This is a genomic window from Paenibacillus artemisiicola (assembly GCF_017652985.1).
GTDB lineage: Bacteria > Bacillota > Bacilli > Paenibacillales > Paenibacillaceae > Paenibacillus_Z > Paenibacillus_Z artemisiicola.
Genome location: NZ_JAGGDJ010000001.1, coordinates 442,996 through 459,302, shown reverse-complemented (window position 1 = coordinate 459,302; position 16,307 = coordinate 442,996). Strand labels below are relative to the sequence as shown.

At 63.6% G+C, this 16,307-nt stretch carries 14 protein-coding genes; 3 read left to right on the top strand and 11 right to left on the bottom strand.

Annotation, left to right across the window (positions count from 1 at the left end):
• Positions 1 to 216 precede the first annotated feature (216 nt).
• Positions 217 to 1,008: an SDR family oxidoreductase gene (locus I8J29_RS02020; protein ID WP_208845906.1), complete on the top strand. Its 792-nt coding sequence runs from the start codon at positions 217 to 219 to the stop codon at positions 1,006 to 1,008.
• Between the two features lie 52 nt (positions 1,009 to 1,060).
• Positions 1,061 to 1,402: a nuclear transport factor 2 family protein gene (locus tag I8J29_RS02015; RefSeq protein ID WP_208845905.1), complete on the top strand. Its 342-nt coding sequence runs from the start codon at positions 1,061 to 1,063 to the stop codon at positions 1,400 to 1,402.
• Between the two features lie 145 nt (positions 1,403 to 1,547).
• Here the strand turns inward: I8J29_RS02015 and I8J29_RS02010 are convergent, their stop codons facing one another.
• The 4 genes from I8J29_RS02010 to I8J29_RS01995 all read right to left on the bottom strand — a co-directional run bounded on the left by I8J29_RS02010 (position 1,548) and on the right by I8J29_RS01995 (position 6,853).
• Entirely contained in the window at positions 1,548 to 3,755 is a 2,208-nt protein-coding gene (locus tag I8J29_RS02010) for an RCC1 domain-containing protein (RefSeq protein WP_208845904.1), read from the bottom strand.
• A 346-nt stretch (positions 3,756 to 4,101) separates the two neighbouring features.
• Positions 4,102 to 4,809: a DUF4367 domain-containing protein gene (locus tag I8J29_RS02005; RefSeq protein ID WP_208845903.1), complete on the bottom strand. Its 708-nt coding sequence runs from the start codon at positions 4,807 to 4,809 to the stop codon at positions 4,102 to 4,104.
• Complete coding sequence (locus tag I8J29_RS02000; protein ID WP_338113005.1) at positions 4,799 to 5,368, bottom strand: sigma-70 family RNA polymerase sigma factor; 570 nt, start codon at positions 5,366 to 5,368, stop codon at positions 4,799 to 4,801. Before I8J29_RS02000 ends, I8J29_RS02005 begins: the two co-directional genes overlap by 11 nt.
• 234 nt (positions 5,369 to 5,602) lie before the next feature.
• Positions 5,603 to 6,853, bottom strand: a complete 1,251-nt coding sequence (locus I8J29_RS01995) for an MFS transporter (RefSeq protein ID WP_208845902.1) — start codon at positions 6,851 to 6,853, stop codon at positions 5,603 to 5,605.
• Here I8J29_RS01995 and I8J29_RS01990 point away from each other — a divergent pair.
• A complete protein-coding gene (locus I8J29_RS01990) occupies positions 6,753 to 7,010 on the top strand; it encodes a hypothetical protein (protein WP_208846259.1) in 258 nt (85 codons plus the stop codon). The two genes, I8J29_RS01995 and I8J29_RS01990, sit on opposite strands and share 101 nt — an antisense overlap.
• Positions 7,011 to 7,182: 172 nt before the next feature.
• Here the strand turns inward: I8J29_RS01990 and I8J29_RS01985 are convergent, their stop codons facing one another.
• The 7 genes from I8J29_RS01985 to I8J29_RS01955 all read right to left on the bottom strand — a co-directional run bounded on the left by I8J29_RS01985 (position 7,183) and on the right by I8J29_RS01955 (position 16,121).
• The gene (locus tag I8J29_RS01985; protein WP_208845901.1) at positions 7,183 to 8,790 is read right to left on the bottom strand and encodes a gamma-glutamyltransferase family protein; all 1,608 of its coding nucleotides are present in this window, start codon (positions 8,788 to 8,790) and stop codon (positions 7,183 to 7,185) included.
• A gap of 3 nt (positions 8,791 to 8,793) precedes the next feature.
• Positions 8,794 to 9,924: a Gfo/Idh/MocA family protein gene (locus tag I8J29_RS01980; RefSeq protein WP_208845900.1), complete on the bottom strand. Its 1,131-nt coding sequence runs from the start codon at positions 9,922 to 9,924 to the stop codon at positions 8,794 to 8,796.
• Positions 9,925 to 9,936: 12 nt separating this feature from the next.
• Positions 9,937 to 10,737, bottom strand: a complete 801-nt coding sequence (locus I8J29_RS01975; protein WP_208845899.1) for a sugar phosphate isomerase/epimerase family protein — start codon at positions 10,735 to 10,737, stop codon at positions 9,937 to 9,939.
• 138 nt (positions 10,738 to 10,875) lie between these two features.
• Complete coding sequence (locus I8J29_RS01970) at positions 10,876 to 12,300, bottom strand: ABC transporter substrate-binding protein (protein ID WP_208845898.1); 1,425 nt, start codon at positions 12,298 to 12,300, stop codon at positions 10,876 to 10,878.
• A 106-nt stretch (positions 12,301 to 12,406) separates the two neighbouring features.
• Positions 12,407 to 13,270 carry a carbohydrate ABC transporter permease gene (locus I8J29_RS01965; RefSeq protein ID WP_208845897.1) on the bottom strand — a complete coding sequence of 288 codons (864 nt, stop codon included), beginning with the start codon at positions 13,268 to 13,270 and terminating at the stop codon, positions 12,407 to 12,409.
• Between the two features lies 1 nt (position 13,271).
• Positions 13,272 to 14,180 (bottom strand): carbohydrate ABC transporter permease, encoded by a 909-nt coding sequence (locus I8J29_RS01960; protein ID WP_090636745.1) that lies wholly within the window; start codon positions 14,178 to 14,180, stop codon positions 13,272 to 13,274.
• 600 nt (positions 14,181 to 14,780) lie between these two features.
• Positions 14,781 to 16,121 carry a 6-phospho-beta-glucosidase gene (locus I8J29_RS01955; protein ID WP_208845896.1) on the bottom strand — a complete coding sequence of 447 codons (1,341 nt, stop codon included), beginning with the start codon at positions 16,119 to 16,121 and terminating at the stop codon, positions 14,781 to 14,783.
• Between the last annotated feature and the right edge of the window lie 186 nt (positions 16,122 to 16,307).

Sequence of the window (16,307 nt, the reverse complement as noted above, 5' to 3'; positions counted from 1 at the left end):
TAGCTCATCCTTATTTTAAGCCTCGCTGCTCGGCTTGTATCATTCATCCTTTTCATCAAACCGATAAACGAGCTTCATGAGTAACAACGACTTTTCATGAACGAAAGTAATGATACTCATCATTTATATAAATTAGACGAATCGTTCCGTTCGGCGTATGCTTACTCCTGTGCTCGACGCACGCATCCAATCATCATGAACGGGAGGCCTGATTATATGAGTATCGCATCCTATACGCAAGAATTCGAGGGCAAACGGGCGGTCGTCACCGGCGGCACGAAAGGCATGGGCTACGCGATCGTCAAGCGGCTGGCCGAAGCCGGCGCGACCGTGCTGACGACCGCTCGCGAGATTCCGGCGGCGTACGCGATCCCCCGCGTTCACTTCGTGCAAGCCGACGTGACGAAGCCGGAAGGCACGGCGCTGATCGTGAACGCCGTGAAGGAGAAGCTCGGCGGCGTCGACCTGCTCGTGAATACGGTCGGCGGCGCATCCACGCCTCCGGGCGGCGCATTGGCCTTGACGGAGGAAGACTGGATCGCGACCTTGAACCAGAATTTGCTCGGCTCCGTTCGCCTGGACAGGCAGCTGCTGCCGTTCATGGCCGAACAACGCAAAGGCGCCATCGTGCACGTCAGCTCCATTCAGCGCAAGCTGCCGCTGTACGAGACGACCTTGGCCTATGCGGCGTCCAAGGCGGCGCTTACCACGTACAGCAAGGGGCTGTCCAAGGAATTCGCGCCGAAAGGCATCCGCGTCAACACGATCGCGCCGGGCTTCATTCAGACGGAAGCGGCGGATCGGATGATCGACCGGATCGCGACGGCGGCCGGCAGCCGCGAAGCCGCGCTGCGGGAGCTGATGGCTTCGCTCGGCGGCATTCCGCTCGGGCGCCCGGGCATGCCGGAGGAAGTCGCGGAGCTTGCCGCGTTCCTGTTGTCCGACCGCGCGGCTTCCATTACGGGCAGCGAATTCGTGATCGACGGCGGCACGGTGCCGACGGTTTGACCGCAACCCCGCTGCCGCGCCAATATTCTCGCCAATCCAGGAGGTATAAGAGATGAATCGACTGCCAGATGCCGTGAACGCTTATTTCGCCGCCGCGAACGACGGGATCCCGGACGAGTTCCTGGCCGCGTTCGACGACCAGGCTTGCGTGCTTGATTTCAAACGCGTCTTCAACGGCAAGGAAGCCATCGGGGAATGGAGCCGGTCCGAGGTGTTCGGCCCGAAGGTCCGTTTCGTCGTCGCGGAAGCGGCCGGGCAAGACGGAGACTATGCCGTCATCGCTACGGTCGACGGCGAGTTCGATAAGACGAACCTGCCCGATCCGCTCCTGCTCAAGCATGCGTTCAAGCTGTCCGGCGCCAAAATCGCGGAAGTGGCGATTTCGTTCCCGTAAACGAAACGAATGACGGACGGTCATCGCAACGCGTACAACCCCATCGAGGTTCGATGGGGTTGCTCGGCGTTGCGTTGACGCTGTTTTTGAAACCTATTTTTGGAATAGTAAGGAAAAAGACGTGCCTGAGATCCCAAGACTTGCATTACTGATCCGTAAACGGCAGTCCCGTCAGCCGCACGGGCGACAAGCGATTGTCCGTCGTGCGGTCGCCCAGCTGACCTTCGCCGTTCATGCCCCACGCCCAGACCGTGCCGTCGCTTCGTACGGCGAAGTTATGGTAGTCGCCGCCGGCAATGGCAACCGCGGAATCGAGGCCGGCGACTTGAGCCGGCGTTGCGCGCGATTCGGTACGGTTGTCGCCGAGCTGCCCGAACCCGTTGGCGCCCCATGCCCAGACGGTGCCGTCCTGCTTCAGCGCCAGGCTGTGATCGATGCCGGCTTCGACGGCCGTCACCGCGCCGAGTCCGGCCACTTGGACCGGCACGGACCGGTTCGTCGTGCTGCCGTCCCCGAGCTGACCTTCGGTATTGGCGCCCCACGCCCAGACGGTGCCGTCCCGCTTCAGCGCCAGGCTGTGGTCGCTGCCCGCCGCCACGGCGACGACCGCCTCGAGCCCGGCCACCCGCACGGGAACGGATCGGTTCGTCGTGCTGCCGTCCCCGAGCTCGCCGGCGTGATTTTCGCCCCACGCCCAGACGGTTCCGTCGCCGCGCAGCGCCAGCGTATGGTCGTCGCCGGCGGCGATGGCGGCGACGGCCCGAAGCCCGGCCGCTTGAACGGGCCTGGCGCTGTTCGTGTTGGTGCCGTCCCCGAGCGAGCCGAAGTAATTATTGCCCCACGCCCAAACGGTGCCGTCCTTCCTTAAGGCGACGCTGAAATAATCGCCCGCGGCGATAGCGACGGCTTTGCCGAGGCCGCGCACCTTGACCGCTTCGGACCGGTCCGCGGTCGTGCCGTCGCCCAGCTGCCCGGTCTGATTGCGGCCCCACGCCCAGACGTCGCCGTTCTTGGCCAGCGCGAGCGAATGCTCGCCGTTCGTCGAGGCCGCGAGCGCAAGCACGCCTTTGACCTTGGCGCTCGCGACGGGCTCGGCCCGGAAGAGCGGCGTTCCGTCGCCGAGCTCGCCGGCATGGTTTTCGCCCCAGGCCCAGACGGTGCCGTCGCCGCCGAGCGCCAGGCTGTGGCCGCCGCCGCCGGCGAGCGCCGTCGCCTCGCCCAGGCGGGCGACGCGGACGGGCTTCTGGCGGGACGTCGTGCTTTTGTCGCCAAGCTCGCCCGAGGCGTTGGCGCCCCAGGCCCAGACGTCGCCTTTTTTGGTCACCGCCAAGCTATGGTCCTGGCCGGCCGCGATCGCGACGACGTCATCGAGCCCTTTAACTTGGAACGCCGCGTTCCGATTGTCCGCGCCGCCGCCGTCGCCAAGCTCGCCCGAAGCATCGCTTCCCCAGGCCCAGACGGTGCCGTCGCCGCGGAGCGCCAGGCTGTGATTGCCGTTCGCCGCGATGGCGGTCACGGCGTTCAAGTTCGGTACTTGCGCGGGCGAAGTCCGGTTCTCGAGCGTACCGTCGCCTAACTCCCCTTCTCCGTTGCGCCCCCATGCCCACACGGTCCCGTCGGTTCTTAGCGCCAGACTGTGCTCGCCGCCCGCGGCGACGGCCGACACGCCGTCAAGCCCCTCTACCCGAACGGGCTCGGTCCGCGAGGAGAAGGTGCCGTCGCCCAGCTGACCGTACCCATTGTCGCCCCACGCCCATACCGCGCCGTCTTCGGTGAGCGCCAGGCTGTGCGCGTTGCCCGCCGCCGCCGCGTCGACTCGCTCCAGCGCCGTCACCCGGACGGGAACGGACCTGTCGATGACCGTGCCGTCGCCCAGCTGACCGAGCAGATTCTCGCCCCACGCCCACAGCGTACCGTCCCGTTCGACCGCCAAATTATGGGCGGCGCCTGCCGCGATGCCCGCCGCGGGACCGAGGCCCGCGACCTGCGCGGGCGCCGGACGGTCATGACCGCCGCCGTCGCCGAGCAAGCCGGCGTAATTATCGCCCCAGGCCCAGACGGTGCCGTCCTGCTTAAGGGCCAAGCTGTGATCTCTGCCGGCGCCGATCGCCGCGACGCCGTTCAAGGCGACCACTTGCCCGGGCGTCGTGCCGATCGGGCGCCGGCCATCGCCCAACTGTCCGTACCTATCGCTGCCCCAGGCCCAGATCGCGTCTCCCTTGGCGGCCAAACTATGGGCGCCCGCTGCCAATACGAGCGGCTGCCGCTCGCCCGGTCCGGGCTTGGCCGCCGCCGTCCCGGCAGCCAGCAAGGCGGCCAGTCCGATGATGCCGATAAACTTCCTCGTACGCATTATATTCCTCCTTCTCGATTCGAGCGCCCGTCAGCACTCGCCGGGCTTGACCCGCAGCCCGCGCGCGGGCTTTGCGATCCGCGCGCACGGAATTTGCGGAGCGCGTTCGCGTACAAGATCCGCGAACAGACTCCGCGCTGCGCGCGCGCGATCGGCGAGCCTCCGCGTCTATGGCGGCTATCCGGCTTGCCCTCCTACCCTACCAGAAAATGGTTCCGGGCGTGATGCGTCTTCTTCCCCAACTTGGCGCCCGGCTCGGATTCCAAAGAAAAAAGTCGCTTTTTAGCGACTTTTGGGAAATGCGCGGAGCGCCGCTTGGCGATGGCGCCGCCGTGCCGACGCAGCGTCAAGGCTGCGCCGATTCGGCGATCTTCATCGCCGCCTCGGCCGTGATCGGCCCGAGCACGGCGTATTGGATGCCGTCCTTCGTCCAATACAGCTCGACGAACGTCGGCTGTTCGAACACGTAGCCGTCTTGGCCGTTCACTTTCGCCGGCGAGAACATCTCGGCCGGGAACGCGGCCGGCGCGCGGCTGACCATGAACGTGATCGTCTTCTCCCCCGAAGCGGTCGCGTAAGTGAACGTCACGTCCCGGACCGGCCGATCCTTCATGCCCGTCGACGCGATATCCGCAAGCGCGTAGCCTTCCGGCAGCGCGGACGGGACGAGCAGGCCGGGGCCGAAGACCTTCTTCGCGTCTTCCGCCGAGCCGAGCGGCTTCGTCTCGAGCTGCGACAGCTCCGAGCCGTACCCGCTTCCGCCCGGCGCGGCGCCGCCCGGCTGTCCGCCGGGAGCCGGGGCGTCCGGCTGCCGGGCGAACAGAAACGCCGCGACCAGCAGGAGCGCCGCGATCGCGGCGGCCGCCCCCGTTCTCCGCCATGCGGGATACGCGCGCCGTCGTCCCGCCTTCTCGTGCGCGGCCCGCCGACGAATCTCTCCCTTCGCGCGTTCGCTGAGGTCCAGCGAAGCGAACAACGTCTCATCCAACTCCTGCCGCAGCTGTACTCCGAGCTTATGATCCGCGTCGTCCATCGTGTGATCCCTATCGGTCATCGGTCGATGCCTCCTTTTTGATTTCCCGGGCCAATGCCTCCCGCGCGCGGTGCAGCCGGTTGCGCACGGTGCCTTCGGGCGCATGCGTCGCGTTCGCGATCTCCCTCGTGCTAAGCTCCAGATAATAGTACAAGTAAAGGGCCTCCTGATACGGCAAGGGCAAGCGCAGCAAATGCCGCAGCACCTCGCTCTTCTCCAGCCGTTCGATGGCTTCGTCTTCGACGCTGAGCGTACGACCCCGGTCCATTCGACTGGGGTCGGTAGGCTGCTCGGCGAACATGCGCGCGCCCGTTTTGTCCCGGCATACGTTGATCGTAATCGTCGTCAGCCACGTCTTGACGGAGCTGTCGCCCCGGAACGAGGTCCATTTTCGGAACGCGCGCAGGAAGACCTCCTGGCTGATATCCTCGGCTAGATGCCGATCTCCCGTATAAAAATAAGCCGTGCGCAGGACGAGCGCGCCGAAGCGGTCCATCAGCTGCTCCAGCGCTAGAGCGGGTTCTTTCGCAATCGGTTCATGGGTTGTCGAGCCGGCCGGCTTCACGGTTACCACCTCCACCCTATTAGACGGCCTTCGTTCGCCATCCGCTGCATAACGCGAAAAAAAAGGCCAACCCCGCCGCGGGTTGACCTGACTCGATGGTGGACGGCAATGCAGGAACGCAGCAGCGCCTTGCAGCGCTAGATTGCAATGCAGTGTCGGAATTGCGGTACCGGAATTTCGGTGCCGGAAAAGCAACGTGCCGGGATACCGTCCTTGGCGGACGGCGAAGCGGCCGATTCGGGCATACCGTCAGCGCCCGCTGAACCCTGGCACGTTCGCATCGCTCGCGGCCGTCCGCGCGATGAAGCGGTACAGGAGCGCGAAGCCCGTCACGCCGAGCAGCGCCGTCGCCGCGCTGATCCGGTACATCGCATGCGCGCCGAACTGCTCGAAGATCCAGCCGCCGGTCACGCCGGCCACGATGCCGGACACGCCGCCCCAGCTGAGCGCGTACAACGCTTGGCCCGAAGCCCGGAACGCCCTTGGCACGAGCATGACCGTCAATTGCGTGCCCACGTAGTAGTAGCCCGCGAACGTCAGGCAGTGCATGGCCTGAATGAAGAGGACCGTATACGGCGTCGTCGCCGTCGACATGAGGAACCAGCGGAGCGCGTACAGCACGCTGACCGCCGCGAGACAGCCGATCATCGTCCGCTCGTTCTTGCGCAGGAAGCGGTCGAAGAGCAGGTAGACCGGAATCTCGAAGATCGACGACAGGAACGCCGACCAGCCGATCAGCGTGCTCTTCCCGCCCAAGTCGGCTATATAAATCGAGACGAACGTGTTGTTCATCGAGTTCGGAATCGAAATCAGCACCCCGATGGCCAGGAACAGCATGAACGGCTTATTGGTCCACAGCTGCCGGGAACCGGATCGGGGCTCCTTCCGGGCGGTGTCCGTCTTGCCGCCGCGCGGCAGCAGAAACGCCAAGCCGATGGAGACGACCATCATGATGCCGTACACGATCCACAGCCGGCCGATCGCCAGCCGTTCGAGGACCGGACCCGTCGCCACCGCCATGACCGCCCAGCCAAGCGAACCCCAGAGCCGGAACGCGCCGAATTTCCGCCCGGTCTTCTCGGCCACGTCCAGAATGAGGCTGTTGCTTTGCGAGAACAACGGGCTCTGGAAGAAGAAATACAGCAGCATGAAGCCGAAAATCAGATAAACGGCTTTCAGCGAGAAGACGAGCTGCATCACCGCCGCGTTGCCGATCAGCAGGATGAGCAAAATGCGCCGGGCGTTTTCGAGGCGGTCGCTCCAATAGCCCCAGAACGGGTTGGCGAGCAGCGACACGAACGGACCGCCGGCGAGCAGCAGGCCGATCGCGAAGCTCGACATGCCGGCATCTTTCAGATATAGCGGAAAAAACGTCCCGTAAATGGAAATGGCGCCGTAAATGAAAAAATTGAACGCTTTGATGATGCCGAGCGTACGCGCGTTGGGTATTGAAGACGATGCTGACGATGAGGCCGATGAAGGTAATGCTGGCGATGACATGTCCCGTAATCCATCCTTTCCCGTGCGTGTACTAGTATATAATGGCAGCGCTCGCTCCTGCTACCCCGTCCGGCGCATTCGCGTCCCGTCGGCGCGAAAAAAAGGAAACCGCGGAACGAATCCGCGATTTCCCGCGAATGCCGCGATTTCCAAGTGAAGGAGCATACGTTCAGGCGCCCGGTTGAGCTGCCGCACGGTTTTCGGCTCCCCAACGGTTCCGGGCGGGGGGCCGATGCGACGATTGCGCGGCCCCCCCTCGAGGGACAACGGCGCGTGATGGCGCGTGACGGCTGTCGATCTCCGCAGATGCGGCCCGGCGCGCCGCGGCGTCACCAAGCCGCGACCTCGCCGTCCGCCCGCGGCTCCGTGCCGCCGGCCAGCACGCCGCTCGCGGGGTCGCGCCAGATGATCTGGCCGCGGCCGTACATCCCGACGTCCAGCGCCCGCTGCACGGTATGGCCCTTCCTGGCCAGCGCCTGGGCGATATGATCCGGGAAGCCCGGCTCCACCTCGATGACCGTATCCCGGACCCACCGCCATCTCGGCGCGTCCAGCGCGGCCTGCGGATTGAGCCCGAAATCGATCGTATTCAGCAGCAGCTGCACGTGAGCCTGCGGCTGAATGGATCCGCACATGACCCCGAACGGACCGACGGGAACCCCGTTCTTCGTCAGGAAGCCGGGAATGATGGTGTGGAACGTCTTCTTCCCCGGCGCAAGCGCGTTCCGGTGGTCGGGGTCCAGGGAGAAGCCGGAGCCGCGGTTCTGCAGGCAGATGCCGGTGCCGGGCACGACGACGGCGGAACCGAAATCGCCCGCGTGACTCTGAATGAACGAGACCATGTTTCCCTCGCCGTCGGCCGCGGCCAAATACACCGTGCCGCCCGTCGGCGGTTCGCCCGGCGCCGGGACGAGCGCGCGCTCCCCGATCAACGCCCGCCGTTCGTCGGCATACGCGTCCGACAGCAGCGCGTCCACGGAGACGTCCATGTGACGCGGGTCGGTGATGTACGCCAGACCGTCTGCGAACGCGAGCTTGACCGCTTCGATTTGCTTGTGGTACGTGTCGGCCAAATCCTTCGCGGCGTGATCGAAGCCCTTCAGAATGTTCAGCGCGATCAGCGCGACGAGCCCTTGGCCGTTCGGCGGGAGCTCCCATGCCTCGTAGCCCTTATACTTCACGTGGATCGGTTCGACCCACTCGGGGCGATACGCCGCCAAGTCTTCCTTCCTCAGATAGCCGCCCTTCTCCCGGAAATGCCGGTCGATCCGGTCCGCCAGCTCGCCCCGGTAGAAGGATTCCGCGTTCGTCTCGGCGATCGAGCGAAGCGTCCGGGCGTGGCCTTCGGAGCGCCACAGCTCGCCGGCGGCCGGCGCCCTGCCGTCCGGCGCGAACGTCGCGAACCACGGCGCGTAGAGCTCGTCCCCCAGCTCGCCGATGTTCCGGAAGCCGTCGGCCCAATAACGCGCGATCGTCGGCGATACCGGGTAGCCGTGCTCCGCGTAGTCGATCGCCGGGCGAAGCGTCTCGGTCAGCGGCAGCCGGCCGAACCGTTCGGCCAGCGCGGCCCAGGCGGCCGGCGTGCCAGGAACGGTCACCGGGAGCAGGCCGTAACCCGGCATCCGCTCGTGACCGGCCGCCCGGACCGCCCCGAGCGAGATCGCGGCGGGCGCCGGGCCGCTCGCGTTCAGGCCGTGAAGCTTGCCCTCCGCCCAGACGATCGCGAACGTGTCGCCGCCGATGCTGTTCGAATTCGGCTCGACGACGGTCAGGCATGCCGCCGCCGCGATCGCGGCATCGACGGCGTTGCCGCCCCGCTTAAGGATGTCGAGTCCGGCCTGGGCGGCAAGCGGCTGCGCGGTCGCCACCATGCCCTTGCGCCCGTAGGTCGTCATGCGCCGCGACGGATAAGGATTATACAGCGGTTCGAAGTTCATCGTTCAGTTCGCCTCCCGGATGACGGCCGGCGAATGCGCCGCCACTTCCTCGGCGGTCACTTCCCGGTCCAGCTGCGCGGACAGGTAGATGCCTTCGCTGATGAGCATCGTTTGCAGCGCGAGCTCGGCGGTCGGCAGCAGCCCGACCCTGCCCTGCAGCGCGGCCGCCCAATGCTTGGCGGACGATTCGTACGCGTCCTCGTCCGGGTAAAGGCGGCGCCGGCGCTCGCTCATGGCGTTCAGGTCGATCGTGCCGTCGACGTCCATGTCCCCGACCGTCGTGTAATAGCCGAAGCCCGTCGTGGCGCGCACGTCGGAATACGCCGGCAGCCGGATGCCGCCGCGCGAGCCGACGAGGCTGCCGCCTTCGAGCCCGTCCAGATGGAGCGACCACGCTTCGATGATGTCGAGCGTGGCGCCGCCCGCGAACCGCACGAAGCCCATGGCCGACTCCTCGACGTCGAAGCCGCTCTCCGCTCTTCGCTTGGCATCCATGTCCATCTCCTGATAGACGCGGCCCGAGATGCGCGTCGCCTCGGGCATGCCCAGCAGATACAGCATCTGCGCGATATGATAGACGCCCATGTCGAGCAGCGCCCCGCCGCTCGCGGCGTCCTTCCGGGTGAAGAACGGCGTGCCGTAGCCGTCGACGAACGGACGCCCGCGCCGCCGGAAGCCGGTCGACCGGGCGTGATAGAGCCGCCCGAGCTTGCCTTCGTCGATCAGCGTCTTGGCGGCTTTCGTCTCGCCGCGGTACAGCGTCCCGAGCTGAATATGCAGCATTTTGCCGCAGTCGTTCGCCGCCTTGACCATTGCTTGCCCGTCCCGGTACGTGCCTGCGATCGGCTTCTCGCAATAGACGTGCTTGCCCGCCTCCAGCGCGGCGATCGTCGCCGGCGCGTGGAAGTTATTGTGCAGGCAGACGTCCACCGCGACCAGGTCGTCGCGGCGGAGCATCTCCCGATAGTCGGTATAGACGCTTCCGATGCCGTAGCGCTCCGCCACGCGGCGGGCCTCCGGCTCGTTGACGTCGCAGACGGCCGCGATCTCGATGCCGCCGATGGAGGCGTACTGCTCGAGATGATGCTTCCCGATCTGGCCGACGCCGATGATTCCGATTCTGACCGGTTCCATAGTCGTTCCTCCTCAGGATTCGCCCATGCGATTGAACACTCTTCTGACGGATGCCAGCATCCAGTCGATTTCTTCGTACGCATGCGTCTTGGCGTTATGCTCGACGGCCCAGTAGCCGCCGTAGCCCGCTTGCTCCAGCGCCCGGACCGAGGCTTCGGCTTCGCCTGACGTCAGCGTTCTCAGGTCGACGTGCGTATGCACGACCCAAGGCGCCACGATCGCGTCGCCGTCCGCATGCTCGGGTCTCCAGCGCTTCAGATGCAGCAGGATGCCGAAGTTCGGGCGATCCACCGCCTCGGCGATCCGCTTGAGCAGATGCGGATCGAGCGCCGCGCCCATATGGTTCTCGGGGCCGACCGTATAGCCGTGTTCCGCGCCGCGGTCGCAATATTCCTGATAGCGCTTGACGATATAGTCGAAGTCGGCCTCGCCGATCTCTTCCGTCCCTTGCGTGCAAATGTCGATGCGGACCGTCCGGGCGCCGAGCAGCTCGGAGGCGCGCAGATGGAGCAGCGCGTTCCGGTACAGCCGCTCGCGCTTGGCCGGGTCCGGATCGACGAGATGGACGCCGTCGAGCGCGATGTTCGCGACCGTCAGCCCCCGCTCGTCGATCGCCTCCCGAATCTTGCGGATGACCGCTTCTTCCGGCAGCAGCACGAGCCCGTCTTCGTTGCCGCTCGCGAAGAAGCCGTTCCACAAGTCGACGGCGTCCAGTCGATACCGGTATTTGACCGATTCGAGATAGCCGAATATATCCATCTTGCCGGCCTGCTTCTCATGAAAGAACGAAAATCCTCCGATGGACAGCTTCATGCGTTGTCCACGCTCCTCTCTGGCTGGTACGCGTTGATTGGCGGCGACCGGAAACCGCGATGCCCGATAGGTCCCGGGCGCTTCGCGTTCCGGCCGCCGATCCATGCCGTTACCGCTTATCTATGCGCGCGGACGGCGTTACTTGCCCGCTTTTTGCTTGATATCGTCGAGCAGCTGCTGGAACTTGGGATTCATGTCCTTCAGGACGGCCGCCGGGTCCTGTTCCTTGTTGAAGATCGCTTGCTGCTCGTTCAGCATGAACGAGGTGATGTCGCCGTAGCCGGCGATGAGATGGTTCGGCGATTCCTTGCCCTTCTCGATCGCGGCCGTGTTGACCTCTTCGAGGTAGGCGGTGTCCGTCAGCCCCTCGTACTGCTTGAACCATTCCGCGTACGCGACGGTGTCGGACGGCGGATAGCCGGTCGTCTTCGTCATCTCCATCTGCATCTCCGGGCTGGTCATGAACTTCACGAGCTTCCAGGCGGCGTCCGGATTCTTCGATTTGGAAGAGATCATGAGCGGGTCGGCGTAGATGAACGGCGTCGACGTGCCCGCAGGACCGGTCGGCAGCGGCAGCACGCCGAACTTCATGTTCGTTTCCTTGAAGCCGCCCATCGCCCAGCTGCCGACGAGCGACATCGCGACCTTGCCCGTCAGGAGCGGATCGCCGATTTTGCCGATGGACTCCTCGACGGCCTTCGTCGGCATGATTTTATCCTTGAAGATCATATCTTGGAAGAATTGCGTCGCTACCGCGATCTTCGGATCGGTCAAGTCCGCCTTGTCCAGGAAGCCCGAGGCGTAGGCCGGCGCGAAGACGTCGAGGCCCCAGTCCCAGCTATACGTGAGCAGATGCTCGCCCATGCCGTACGTGAACCCGTACACGGCGCTTGGCTTGCCGTAGTCCTTGCTGACCGATTTCGCGAGCTCGACCAGCTTGTCCCACGTCCACGCCGAATCGCCCGGCTTGTAGTTCGGCACCGTCACGCCGGCTTTATCGAAGAGCTCCTTGTTATAGAAGATCATGCTGGAGTAAATATTCAACGGAATGCCCTTCTGCTGACCGTCGATTTTGTAGATGTCGAGCGTGGACTGCGGGATGTTGGGGTTGTTGAAGTCGGCCATGTACGGCGTCAGATCCAAAACCATGTCGCGGACGTTGTAATCGACGAAGCCGCTCTGGCCCCAGTGGCTCCAGACGTCCGGCGGCGTGCCGCCCGCGACCATCGTGTTCATCTTGGAGTCAAACTGATCGTAAGGCACGCTGACGATTTCGAGCGTGATGTCCGGATTGGCGGCCTCGAATTTCTTCTTCACGACGTCCGGCAGGAATTTGTCCCGGATTCCGTTGTCCTGCGCGTTCAGCAGCGTAATCGTGACCTTCTTCCCGCCGCCGTTCGAACCGCTTCCGGCCGGCTCGTTCGCCGCGCCGTTCGCGTTCGCCCCCGTATTGCCGTTCGTGCCCGCATTCCCCCCGTTGCCCGTGTCCGAGCTGCATCCGCTGAGCGCCAATACCGCTCCGAGGCACGCGACGTTCGCGATGCCGATCCACTTCTTCGCCATCTATAACCCTCCTATACGTATCATCATCGTTATCGAACCATTCCCGACTTGGCAGCGATGCGGCGTCTACCCGGCCGGCATCCCCTCCCTTCCGTTCCGAGGCCGGCTATTTCAAACCGGACACGACGATCCCTTGGACGAAATACTTTTGCGCCAGGAAGAAGATGATCGTCGGCGGCAAAATCGCCACGATGCCGGCGGCCATGAGCAGATGCCAAGGCACGATGTTGAACATGCTCGTGAAGGACGACAAGGCGATCGACACCGTGAACTTGGAATCCTTATTCAGATAGATCAGCGGGCCCAAGTAATCGTTCCACCGATACATGAAGCCGAAGATGGCCGCGCTCGCCAGCGCGGGACTGCAGAGCGGCAGCGCGATATTCCAGAACGTCCGGAGCTCGCTGCAGCCGTCCAGTCGCGCGGCTTCGAACAGATCGACGGGCACCGAGCTGAAGAACTGCCGCAGCAGGAAAATGATGTACGCCGAACCGAGGAAGGACGGCACGTTCAGCGGCAGGTAGGAGTCGATCCAGCCCAGGTTCTTGAACAGGACGAATTGCGGAATCATCGTGACGGGGTACGGAATCATCATGGTGGCGAGCAGGATCAGGAACATGGCGCCCCGGCCATAGCCGCGGTACCGCGAGAAGCCGTAGGCGACGAACGCCGAGGAGAACACTTCGCCGAACGTGCCGACGACGGCATACATCGACGTGTTGTAGAAATACCGCCCGAACGACCTCGCCTTCATCGCGTCGATGAAGTTATGCCACACGGCGGGGCTCGGCACCCATTCGGGCGGGAACAGGAACACGTCCTGCTGCGTCTTGAGCGCGGTGCTGACCATGATGTACAGCGGCAGGATCATCAGCGCCGCCAGGATGATCAGGGTACCGAACGCCAGCGCCTTGACCGTTCGTTCTCCCGCGGACGCGGAGCGTCCCGCGGCGATTTTGCGAGTCGTCATCTCAATCCCCGCCCCCTTCGTAGTGGACCCACCGTTTGGACACCTTCATCATCAGCCAGGTTAGCAGGCCGACGAAGACGAACAGCACCCAGGCCATCGCGGACGCATAGCCGAGGTTGAACGAGCGGAACGCTTGCTGGTAAAGGTAATAGACGTAGAAGTAGGACGCGTAATTGGGACCGCCCTTGGTCATGACGTCCGCTTGGACGAACACCTGGAACGAACCGATGATGCCGGTGATGAGCAGGAACAGCGTGACGGGCGAAATCATGGGAATGGTGATGTTCACCAGTTGGCGGAAGCGCGAAGCGCCGTCGATCTGGGCGGCTTCGTACAGGTTGGGCGGAACGCTCTTCAAGCCGGCGAGGTAGATGACGACGTTGTTGCCGAGCGTCCAGAGCGACATCATGATGAGGGAAGGAATGACCCAATGCTCGTCGGACAGCCATTGGGGACCGGTGTTGCCGGTGATTTTGTAATAGAGGACGTTCACGACGCCAAAGTCGGGATCCAGCAGCCAGACCCACAGCAGGGACAGCACGACGCCGGAGACGACCGAGGGCAAGTAGAAGATGGTGCTGAATACGCGCTGTCCCGGGATGCGGACGTTGAGGAGGATGGCCAGGAACAGCGAGGCCGCGAGACCGACCGGAACGCCGACCAGCGTGTAATATAAGGTGACGCCGGACGATTTCCAGAACAGATCGTTTTGAAACAGGTTTATGTAGTTTTGAAAGCCGATGAATACGGGTTCGTGGGCGATGTCGTAGCGGGTGAAGCTGTAGTAGCCGGATACGAGGATCGGGCCGCCCGTGAACAACAGAAGTCCGAGGATCCAAGGCGACAGGAACAGATACAAATACTTCGTTTCGCGCAATTCCGTCTTCTTTCCAAGGCGTAGGCCTGCCATATCGGGTTTCATCCCCTTGCATCGTTAATGGTGGCTGACTCCAAAACCATGCGGCGTTCGACTGAACCGGGTGTAAGAAGATGCTGCGTGCGGATTATCGTAGCGATGCGAACAAGCGGCAAACGCGCTCGCATCGATGCCGGCATGCGGCAATCGCGCCCGCGGCGGTGCGAGGCGGCTTGCCCGGCGGCTGCGTGACGGCTTGTCCGGCGGCCTGCCCGGCCGTTTGCCCGGCTGCCGGCTTGTCCCTCGGCTTGCCCAGTGTCTGGCCGCTCTCCCGCAGCTTGTCCGACGGCTATGTGGCCGCTTGCCCGCTGACTGTAACGCACCCCTCCTTTCCTGCGTCAAGTCTATGTTTGTTTATCTAACATGTTATGACTCATTATAAAGGTTACTACCTTTTGTGTAAATAACGAAATTGATTATTATGTAAGCGATTGCAATTATGGATGTTACGAGCTCTCCCAACTTAGGTTCGAACTTATTGCAGGCTGCTATCGGCCCACGTCGGACCCTCGCGCCGCTCAAGGAGACGCGCGGGTCCGATGCGGTTCTCGCCGCCGTCCTTCGGATGGCGGACGAACGGAGCTCCGCCCTGTTCTAAGCCTTCGCTCCGAGGCCATGCCCTTGAAATTGCGGGAGATACGGCGCATTGGCAGCGAGAATCTCGTCGAATACTTGCTTGGCCAGCTTCGCGCTGCCAACCAGCGGGTGCAGGGTCAACGCCTGCAGGCCCACGGCATAGTCGCCTTCCGCCGCGGCTTTCACGGTCAGCTCTTCGAAGGCTTTCACGAGCTGCAGCAGCCCTCGGATCTGAGGCGGGATCGGCGCCTCGATGCGGACCGGATGCGCGCCCTGCGAATCGATGACGCAGTTGACTTCCACCGACGCGTCCGCCGGCAGGAACGGCAATATGCCGTCGTTGCGCACGTTCACGATTTGAAGGTCGCGCTTGTCGTTGTAGATCGACGTCATCAGGTTGACGGCCGCTTCGGAATAGTAAGCCCCGCCCCGCTGCTGCAGCTGCGGCGGCTTGACCGCCAGGCCCGGGTCCTCGTACAGCTCGAACAGCTCGTTCTCCACCCGCTTGACGTCGTCGGCCCGCGTCGTGCCCTTCTCCTGGAACGTCTTGTTCATCTCCTCGAACACGAGGTCCTTCATGTAATAATAACGATGATAGCTGCACGGCAGCGCCCCCATGGCGCGCAGAAATTCCGCGTCCCATCCGAAATCGGGAACGTTCTTCATCGTCAACCCGCTTGCGCCCGCGGCCTTGTTCAGCACGGCGGCCGTGATGTCGGCGCCTCCGACGACGATGCGTGTCGTCCAATTCAGATGGTTGATGCCGGCCATCTCGATGCTTACGTCGGATACGTCCGCGCCGCACAGCTTCGCGATTTGCATCTTCGTGCCGATCGGGAGGTTGCACAAGCCGACCGTGCGGATGCCCGAATACTTGAGCACGGCTTCCGTCACGACGCCGGCCGGGTTCGTGAAGTTGATCATGTACGCGTGCGGGGCCAGCTCTTCCATCTCGCGCGCGATGTCCAGGATGACCGGAATCGTCCGGAGCGCCTTGGCGAAGCCGCCCGCGCCCGTCGTCTCCTGGCCGATGAGCCCGTACCGGAGCGGGATCTTCTCGTCCCGGGAACGCGCCTCCAGCATGCCGACGCGCATCTGCGTCGTGACGAAGTCCGCGCCGGCGATCGCTTCCCGGCGGTCGAGCGTCGTATGGACGCGAATCGGCACGCCTGCCTGCGCGATCATCCGTTCGGCCAGCCTGCCTACCGTTTCCAGCTTGCGCCGCCCTTCTTCGATGTCGACCAAATAAAGCTCGCGCACGGGAAAGCTGCCATAATGGTTGATGAAGCCTTCGATCAACTCGGGGGTGTACGACGAACCTCCGCCGATTACCGCTACTTTCAACCGGTCTTTTCTCATGGGACGACGCCTCCGTCTCTAGCATTGTTATTATAGGTAAGGCTGATTATAAATTCATCATTACAAATCGTCAACCCATATTTTTCAAATTTTACGCTTTTGCGGCCGAAGCGATGCGATACTTTCAGGGAGAACGCGCAATTTCGCAATAGACACTTCCTTTACGACTGCCTTGCGTCAAATGCC